Annotated in this window: 4 protein-coding genes; 2 read left to right on the forward strand and 2 right to left on the reverse strand. The window is 69.4% G+C overall.

From position 1 onward, the window contains the following. Positions 1-29 precede the first annotated feature (29 nt). Entirely contained in the window at positions 30-443 is a 414-nt protein-coding gene (locus tag AQJ46_RS38285; RefSeq protein WP_059209937.1) for an arsenate reductase ArsC, read from the forward strand. Between the two features lie 175 nt (positions 444-618). Here the strand turns inward: AQJ46_RS38285 and AQJ46_RS38290 are convergent, their stop codons facing one another. Then, complete coding sequence (locus AQJ46_RS38290) at positions 619-2,967, reverse strand: alpha-L-fucosidase (RefSeq protein WP_059209938.1); 2,349 nt, start codon at positions 2,965-2,967, stop codon at positions 619-621. A gap of 553 nt (positions 2,968-3,520) precedes the next feature. Here AQJ46_RS38290 and AQJ46_RS38295 point away from each other — a divergent pair. Next, positions 3,521-4,210 (forward strand): VOC family protein, encoded by a 690-nt coding sequence (locus AQJ46_RS38295; protein ID WP_107117402.1) that lies wholly within the window; start codon positions 3,521-3,523, stop codon positions 4,208-4,210. A gap of 11 nt (positions 4,211-4,221) precedes the next feature. Here the strand turns inward: AQJ46_RS38295 and AQJ46_RS38300 are convergent, their stop codons facing one another. Beyond that, entirely contained in the window at positions 4,222-6,237 is a 2,016-nt protein-coding gene (locus AQJ46_RS38300) for a beta-galactosidase (RefSeq protein WP_059209939.1), read from the reverse strand. Positions 6,238-6,312 lie beyond the last annotated feature (75 nt).

Genomic DNA, 6,312 nt, shown 5'->3' on the forward strand with positions numbered 1-6,312 from the left:
CCAGGCGCGAGAACAAGAGAGACCTCCTGATGTCCGACAAGCCGTCCGTGCTGTTCGTCTGCGTCCACAACGCCGGCCGTTCCCAGATGGCCGCGGCGTGGCTGACCCACCTGGCCGGGGACCGCGTCGAGGTCCGCTCTGCCGGTTCCAACCCGGGCGCCGGCGTCAACCCGGCCGCCGTCGAGGCCATGGCCGAGGTCGGCATCGACATCTCCGCCGAGGTCCCGAAGATGCTCACGGTCGACGCGGTGAAGGAGTCGGACGTCTGCATCACCATGGGCTGCGGCGACACCTGCCCGGTCTTTCCCGGCAAGCGGTACCTGGACTGGCAGCTGGAGGACCCGGCCGGGCAGGGCGTCGAGGCCGTCCGCCCGATCCGGGACGAGATCAAGGTGCTCGTTGAGGGGCTGCTCAAGGAGATCGCGCCGCAGCCACTGGCGTAAGCACCGCTGCGGACAGACGCAACGTCATCGTCATCGGCCCCAGGGCTGCGCCGCCGCCCTGGGAGCAGGGCCGAGGGGACGACCAGGCCGGGCTCCGCGCAGGACGCGAATCCCTGCGGAGCCGGCGTGGAACGTCACGTGAGCGAAGTGGCGGCTGCCGCTTCGGCGTCGTCGGTCAGGAGTTCCACTTCACCTTGAAGACCCAGACGTGCTGCCCGGCCTTACGGGCCGCCGCGGGGACGTCGATCACCAGCGCGCCCTTGCTGAGGGTCCAGGTCAGTGGACGGTCGTGGCCCAGCATCGTCACCGTGTCACCGGTGCGGATCGGGACCGGCGCCTCAACGGTGAGCCGTGAGCCCGGTTGTGCCAGGGAGTGGATGTAGAAGGCTCGGTTCGGGCGGACGGTGAAGCGGATGTCGTCACCCAGTTCCGCCATCTTCGACCAGTACGTCGTGTCGTAGATGGCCTCGCCGTTCGTGCGCAGCCACTGACCCGTCTCACGCAGTCGCGTCTGCATGATCTCCGGGATGGTGCCGTCGGCGCGTGGGCCGATGTCGAGCAGGAAGTTGCCGTTCTTGGAGACGATGTCCACCAGGCTCTGCACGACCTGTTCCGTCGTCATGTAGGAAGCGTCGGGGGTGGCCTGGTTGTAGCCGTAGCTGAACGGGTCCAGGCCGCGGCTGGACTCCCACTTGGCGATCACGGTGTTGTCGTACGTCGTGTACTCGGGCGTCGTGAAGTCGTGGAAGGAGATGCCCGAGCGGTTGTTGACGGTGACGTCGATGGGACGGGACCGGTTCTTGGCGTGGTTGAAGTACTCGGCGAGCACGTGCACGCTGTCGTTGGCCCCGCCGATGTCGCACCAGATGAGCTCCGGGTCGTAACCGTGGATCAGCTCCAGCATCTGCGGGGCCTGATAGTCCTTCACGAAGTCCTTGCCCGCGCTGTATCCGGTGTACGGCACGGGTTCGAGGGTGTACGGGTTGCGCGGGGCGTGGCCCATCCAGGGGTTGTCCGGGTTGAACCACTCGGGCATCGAGAAGTAGAGGCCGCGGTGGAGCTCGGGCGTGTAGCGCCGGGACGCCTCGAACAGCTCCTTGAGCAGGTCCCGCTTCGGGCCCGTCTTCACGGCGTTGCGGTCGGAGACCTTGGTGTCCCAGAGGGCGAAGCCCTCGTGGTGCTTCGAGGTCAGCACGTGGTACTGGGCACCGGCGTCGCGGAACAGCTCGACCCAGGATCGCGGGTCGAACTTCTCCGCCGTGAAGAGCGGGATGAAGTCGTCGTAGGCGAAGTCCTCGCCGTAGGTGTCCCGGTGGTGGGCGTATGTGGGGTTGTTCGGGTCCTGCATCTGGTCCCAGTACCACTCGGCGTACTGCGTGCCGACCGGCGCCCAGGCGGGCACCGAGTACACGCCCCAGTGGATGAAGATGCCGAACTTGGCGCTGTGGAACCAGTACGGCGCCTGGTGACCGGACAGGGAGGTCTCGGTCGGCTGGTAGTCGGCGACGCCGAGGGACAGTCGGCTGCGCTGGGTGGCGGCCGTTGTGCCGCGGCCGGTGACCGTCACCGCGCCGTCCTGGGAGGTGCCGGGTGCCGTCCCCGTGCGGTTGCGGATGCCGATGCGGACGCGTGCCTGCTCGCCGGGGTCGAGGCGGCGGACGGCGGCGGGCTCCACGGTCCGGGCGCCCGGCACCGTGACGTGTACCGACACGTCGTCACCGGCGAGGACGGCGGCGGTACCCGCGTTGACGACAGTGGCCTCGACGCTCTGGGCGCCGGTGGACGTCAGGAGCGAGTTGGTGGAGTGGGCGTCGCGCAGGATCAGTGCGCGTCCCTGGGCGACCGGCTGGAGGGAGAGCGCGAACACGTGCAGCGATGTCTGGTTCGCCTCGGGTGCGTGGGTGGTCGGCAAGGTGATGGCGATCGCCTCGCGCTGCGGATCGACCCATACCTCCGATGTGCCGATGCCGACGCTGTGTTCGTCCTTCGCGCCGTCCGGACCGTAGCGGTACGGCGCCGACAGCGAACCGCCCGCCGCGTACCAGTCGGCTCCGGTGAGGCCGGCCGTCGTGGTCGAACCGTCCACGTAGTGCACCGTTGCCTTGCCCGAGGCGTTGCCGTAACTCCCCGAGGTGAGGAAGTAGGCAGCCATGTAGCGGCCCTTGGGCAGGTCGATGCGCTGACCGAGCGCGACGACGTTGTTCTTGGCGCCTGCGGCCGAGGACGGGAAGACGAAGGGAACGCCGTCCACCTCCACCTGGCCCGCCGGGAGTTCCTCGCCCGGGAACGTGTAGCCGGAGCCGTCGAAGTCACCACCTCGCGCGGAGGCGGTGTCGATGGCGTCGTTGTCGTAGAGGCTGTCGAGGGGGACGGGAACCGGAGCGGGCACGGGCGCCCATGTCCGGCTCTGCTCTGCGACCGCCTGAGCAGCGTGGGCGTCGGGCGGGGAGGCGAAGGAAAGAGCGGCTGAGGCAGCGACACCCGCCGTGACGCCGAGGACATGACGTCTTGGATACGTACTCATGGCGGCTCCCAATCATCGGATGTCTTGATGATTGTGGAGGCGTGAGGGAGTGTCAATGTTGAGCGCGTGGAAGAAAGTTGAAGCAGAGGTCGGATGGGTGGGTGCTTTTTTGGGGGAGTTGGACCGGTGGTGTCCAGGCCGGAGCCGATCTGCGCGGTGGGCGCGACGAGGGTGCCGGCGGTGAGGGCGACGGCCGCTTCGAGGACGTAGTCGGTGAGGGGTGCGGCGACCGGCAGCTGTATTCGACGGGTCGGCACACCGCGCCGGCTGGGGCGGGCGTCGGCCCAGGGCCGGCAGGGTCCGACAGCGGTTGTCGCTCTCGGAGGTAACGGTCAGCACTCACCGTCCACTCCGGGACTTGGCGAAGGCTCGCCGGAGCGGAGGTGGGTCCGCGGAGCATCGGCTCCGAGAGGGCTGCGCAGGAGCGACCTCGCCGCCCTCGACCACCTCGCCTACCGGGTCCGCACTCCCGAGGGCGTCGACAAGGCGGAGAAGTTCTTCGCCGAACTCGGCTGCCCGGTCAAGCAGTTGAAGAAGGGCGAAGGCACGCCCGGTGTCGGCGACGCGGTCCGCGTCATCGACCCGCTCGGGCCTCCCCGTGGAGTTCTTCCACGACATCGAGCGTGCCGAGCGCCTCATCCAGCGCTACGCCCTGCGCCACGGCGCCGAGATCGCCCGCCTGGACCACTTCAACATCTGCACCCCCGACATCCCCGCCGCCTACGCCCACTACCAGTCCCTCGGCTTCGGCTGCTCGGAGACCATCGAGGGCGACGAGCATGAGCTGTACGCGGCCTGGATGTACCGCAAACAGACCGTCCACGACGTCGCCTTCACCGGCGGCGCCGGACCCCGACTGCACCACCTCGGCGTCGCCACCCACGAATCACACCAAGTCCCGCGCGCCGCGGACCTCTTCGGCGCGATCCGCAAGGAACACCACATCGAACGCGGCCCGGGACGGCACGGCGTCTCCAACGCCTTCTACCTCTACCTGCGCGACCCCGACGGCCACCGCGTGGAGATCTACACCTCCGACTACTACACCGGCGACCCCGACCACGAGACATACCGCTGGAACGTCAACGACGACCGCCGCCGCGACTTCTGGGGCAACGCCGTCACCGAGTCCTGGTACAAGGAGGCCACCCCCGTCCTCGACCTCGAAGGGAGCCCACAGCCCGTCACCGACGCCCTGCTCGACGAGTCCGCCGCGACCGTGGGAGCCGACGGCCTGGGCTGACCCGCCGGCGCTCAGCGGGGCTCGCGGACCACGGCGACGCCGCCCGGTGGGACGGTGACCGTTCCGGCGACCGGTGTGCCGGTGAGGAGTTCGACGCCTTCGGCAGGTACTTCGGCGCCCTTGCCGGTGTGGTCGATGAGGAACAGGTAGTCGGCCTCCGTGCCGCGGCGTCGGACGACCTCGATCCCGGCGGGTGCGTCGTGTTCCGGTGTGACGCCGGCCTCCTGACGGATGCGGTCGAGCAGAGCGGTGAGCGTGTCCTGATCGGGGTGGGTGCCCAGGTACCAGGCGGTGCCGTCGCCGTACCGGTGGCGGGTGACGGCTGGGTGGCCGGCCAGTGGGCCGTCGGCGTGGGAGGCGACGGCCTGTGCGCCGGTGAGCCGGATGCGTTCCGACCACAGGTCGGCCGTGGCGCCCGACGCCACGTCGCCGGTCAGACCGGTCGTCTCGCCCGGCAGCAGAGGGAAGAGCTCATCGGTGATCACACCGAGGACGTCGCGGAACGCGCCGGGGTAGCCGCCCAGGTACACATGGGTGTTCTCGTCGACCATGCCGCTGTGGAAGCCGACGGCCAGTGTGCCCCCGCGCTCGGTGAACCCGGCCAGATTCGCCGCGGCTGCCTCCGCGACCAGGTACAGAGAGGGTGCCAAGACCAGCTTGTAGCGGTCGAGTTCGGGGTCGTCGGGGCGTACGAAGTCAACAGCGACCCCGGCCTGCCACAGGGGGGTGTACCAGTCGCGTACCAGGTCCTGGTAGCGCAGTTCGCCGCTGGGCTGGGAGGGCAGTTCCAGTGCCCAGCGGGCGTCCCAGTCCCACACGATCGCCACCTGAGCCGTGCTGGTGGAGTCCCGCACCTCGGCCAACGCCCTCAGATCCGCGCCGAGTTGGACGACGTCCCGCCAGATCTGGCTGTCGGTGCCGGCGTGCGGCAGCATCGCCGAGTGCCACTGCTCGGCGCCTGCCTTCGCCGCCCGCCACTGGAAGAACGCGATGCCGTCGGCACCGTGCGCCACGTGCGCGAGCGCGTTGCGGCGCATCTCTCCGGGCCGCTTGGCGCGGTTGACGGGCTGCCAGTTGACGGCGCCGGTCGAGTGCTCCATGAGGAACCACGGACCGCCCGCGAGCGAGCGCATCAGGTCGCCGTGGAGGGCGATGTCGACCTCGGCCTCCGGGTCGTCGGACAGCAGGTAGTGGTCGTTGGAGAGGATGTCCAGCTCCGGCGCCCAGCGCCAGTAGTCGAGGGCGTCGATGGTGCGCAGGACCAGGAAGTTGGTGGTCGCGGGGGTGTCCGGAGCGGCCCGGCGCAGTACCTCGCGCTCGGCGGTGCACAGGGAGAGCAGTTCGTCGGAGCAGAAGCGGCGCCAGTCGAGCTGGTGGGTGGGGTTCGGGGGAGCCGCGGTGGTGCGGGGCGGCAGGATCTGGTCCCACGCGTAGTACCACTGGCTCCAGAACGTGGTGCCCCAGGCGTGGTTGAGGGCGTCCAGGTCGTCGCCGTAGCGGGCGCGCAACCAGGTGCGGAAGGCGGCGGCGCTGGCGTCGCAGTAGCAGGCGTCGTTGTGGCAGCCGTACTCGTTGTGCACATGCCACATGGCGACGGCCGGGTGGTCCGCGTAGCGCTCGGCGAGCGCCCCGGCGATACGCAGCGCCGCTCGGCGGTAGGCGGGACTGCTCGGGCAGAACGTCTGGCGGCTGCCGTACGACAGTCCGCGGCCGTCCCGGTCGACCGGCAGCGCTTCCGGGTACTTGTGGAAGAACCAGGCCGGCGGCGCTGCCGTCGGTGTCGCCAGGTCGGCGGCGATGCCGTTCTCGTGGAGCAGGTCGAGGATCTTGTCCATGCGGGCGAAGTCGTGGACGCCCTCGGCCGGTTCGAGCAGGGCCCAGGAGAAGATGCCGACGCTGACCATGGTCACCCCGGCCTCGCGCATCAGGCGCATGTCCTCGGCCCAGACCTCCTCGGGCCACTGCTCGGGGTTGTAGTCACCTCCGTAGGCGATTCCAGGAATGCGAAGACGGCGTGCGGTACTCACTGGTGGTGCTCCGGGAGGGGTGTAGGGGAGGGGCAAGTGGGGCTGGGTCAGCCCTTGTTGGCGCCCAGCGTGAGG

Source organism: Streptomyces canus, assembly GCF_001514145.1.
Classification (GTDB): Bacteria; Actinomycetota; Actinomycetes; order Streptomycetales; family Streptomycetaceae; genus Streptomyces; species Streptomyces canus.

Excerpts from the sequence above, each read along its gene's own strand:
- AQJ46_RS38285 (WP_059209937.1), top strand. The coding sequence starts at position 30 with ATGTCCGACAAGCCGTCCGTGCTGTTCGTCTGCGTCCACAACGCCGGC.
- AQJ46_RS38290 (WP_059209938.1), bottom strand. The coding sequence starts at position 2,967 with ATGAGTACGTATCCAAGACGTCATGTCCTCGGCGTCACGGCGGGTGTC.